Source organism: Pseudohaliea rubra DSM 19751 (genome assembly GCF_000764025.1).
GTDB classification, from domain to species: domain Bacteria; phylum Pseudomonadota; class Gammaproteobacteria; order Pseudomonadales; family Halieaceae; genus Pseudohaliea; species Pseudohaliea rubra.
This window is the reverse complement of record NZ_KN234824.1, coordinates 1-2201: the sequence shown is the minus strand read 5'-3', so window position 1 is coordinate 2201 and position 2201 is coordinate 1. Positions and strand designations below refer to the sequence as shown.

Below are 2201 nucleotides of genomic sequence, written 5' to 3'. Positions count from 1 at the left end.
GGCCGGCGAGCGCGCGCCCGGCGGCGCCAGCCGCTGGTGGCTGCACGGCAGCCTCGCGGCCCTTGCCGGGGACATCCGCGATGCCGGCGGCGAGCTCTATCTGCGCCGCGGTGACACACCGGCACTGCTGGAAGAGCTCTGCGAGCGCACCGGCGCTGCCGATGTCTTCTGCTCCCGCCAGTACGAGCCCTGGGCGGTCACTCTCGAGGAGCGCCTGCACGAGCACCTCGGGGCGAAGGGCATCACCGTGCGCCGCTACCCGGGGACGCTGCTGTTCGAACCGGGCAGCGTACTCACTAAGAACGGCGATCCCTACAAGGTCTTCACGCCCTTCTGGCGCGCCTGCCGCGTGGCGACGCCCCCGAAAGCGCCGCTCGCACGGCCGGATGCCATCGCCTGGCAGGAACCACCGGATGCCGGCGACACGCTGGACGACTGGCAGCTGCGGCCGAGCAAGCCGGACTGGGCCGCGGGCTGGGGCGAACACTGGGAGCCCGGCAGCGCCGGTGCGCACCGGCGCCTGCAGCGCTTTCTTGAGGAGGCGATCGACCGCTACGCCGAAGACCGGGACCGGCCCGACCGGGATGGCACCAGCCGCCTCTCGCCGCACCTGCACGCCGGTGACATTTCACCGCGCACGGTCTGGGACGCGGCACAGCGAGTCGCCGGGGGCCACGGGGCCGCTGCAAAGGCGGTGGACAAGTTCCTCGCCGAACTCGGCTGGCGCGAGTTCTCCTACCAGCTGCTGAGCTTCTTCCCGACGCTCGGCGCGAAGAACTTCAAGGCCGACTTCGATGCCTTTCCCTGGGCGGATGACAAGGATGGCCTCGCTGCCTGGCAGACGGGGCGCACCGGCTACCCGCTGGTCGATGCCGGCCTGCGCGAACTCTGGGCCACCGGCTACATGCACAACCGCGTGCGCATGGTCACCGCCTCCTTCCTCACTAAGCACCTGCGCGTGCACTGGCGCGAGGGCGAGGCCTGGTTCTGGGACACCCTCGTGGATGCCGACATGGCGAACAACTGCGCCGGCTGGCAGTGGGTCGCCGGCTCCGGCGCCGATGCGGCGCCCTACTTCCGCATCTTCAACCCGGTCGCCCAGGGCGAGAAGTTCGACCCGGACGGCGCCTACGTGCGCCACTGGATCCCGGAGCTTGCGCAGCTGCCCGACAAGTACCTGAACAAGCCCTGGGAGGCGCCCGCGCACATCCTTGAGGCTGCCGGTGTCGTCCTCGGCAGGGACTACCCGGCGCCGATCGTCGAGCACAAGGCCGCCCGCCAGGCGGCCCTCGATGCCTATGGGGAAATCACCGGGAAGCGGTAAACCGCCCTAACCCCGGCGCGCCGCCAGCAGCTGCTTCTGCAGTCCCTCGATACGCCGCGATGCGGCGAAGGACGACAGCGCGGGCCGCGCGTGCCCTTCCTTGCCGAGCAGGTCCAGCTGCGCGTAGAACCAGTACATGGTGCCGAAGGTGTCAAGGGTGCGCAGCAGCTTCGAGCCGCGCAGGAAGCGCAGCGGCTTCGGCAGCAGGCCCAGGCCTACCTCGTAGCTCGGCAAGCTGTCGGCGCCCGCCAGCAGTCGCGCCGGGCCGTCGGTCTGCACACAGAGGGGGCGGCCGAGGCCGATGAGGTCCACGCCTTCGGCGAGGGCCTGCTCCATGGCCGCCAGGGTGCGGAAGCCGCCGGTTACCATCAGCGGCACCTTCACGGACTCGCGCATGGCCAGCGCAAAGTCGACAAAATAGGCCTCCCGCGCCCGCGTGGACGCTGCCACGGCCTGCTCCTCCGCGGGCTCCAGCCCCTCGACGCCCAGCAGCCGCGGCTGCTCATAGGTACCGCCGGAAATCTCGATCAGGTCCACGCCCGCTGCCTCCAGCCAGCGCGCCACCTGCAGGCTGTCCTCGAAGGCGAAACCGCCTTTCTGGAAATCCGCGCTGTTCAGCTTCACGGCCACCGCGAAGCCGGGGCCGGTGGCCGCGCGCACCGCCGCGATGATGTCCAGTAGCAGGCGAGCCCGCCGCTCGGCGGAGCCGCCGTAGACATCGTCGCGGCGGTTTGCCCGCGGGCTCAGGAACTCCGAGAGCAGGTAACCGTGCGCGGCGTGCACCTGCACACCACCGAAGCCCGCCGCCGCCACCGCCGCGGCCGCGGTCGCGAAGCGACCGGGCAGTTCGCCGATCTCGGCCTCCGTGAGGGCCACC

2 protein-coding genes are annotated in these 2201 nt (G+C 71.0%); one reads left to right on the top strand and one right to left on the bottom strand.

Going from position 1 to position 2201, the window contains the following annotated elements; translation table 11 throughout:
• Window positions 1-1324: cryptochrome/photolyase family protein (locus tag HRUBRA_RS14470; RefSeq protein WP_035518376.1), on the top strand; the 1324-nt coding region annotated here is incomplete at its 5' end.
• Between the two features lie 6 nt (window positions 1325-1330).
• Here HRUBRA_RS14470 and HRUBRA_RS14465 read toward each other — a convergent pair.
• Window positions 1331-2201, bottom strand: an 871-nt coding sequence (locus HRUBRA_RS14465; protein ID WP_035518374.1) for an oxidoreductase, incomplete at its 5' end; no start/stop codon positions are given.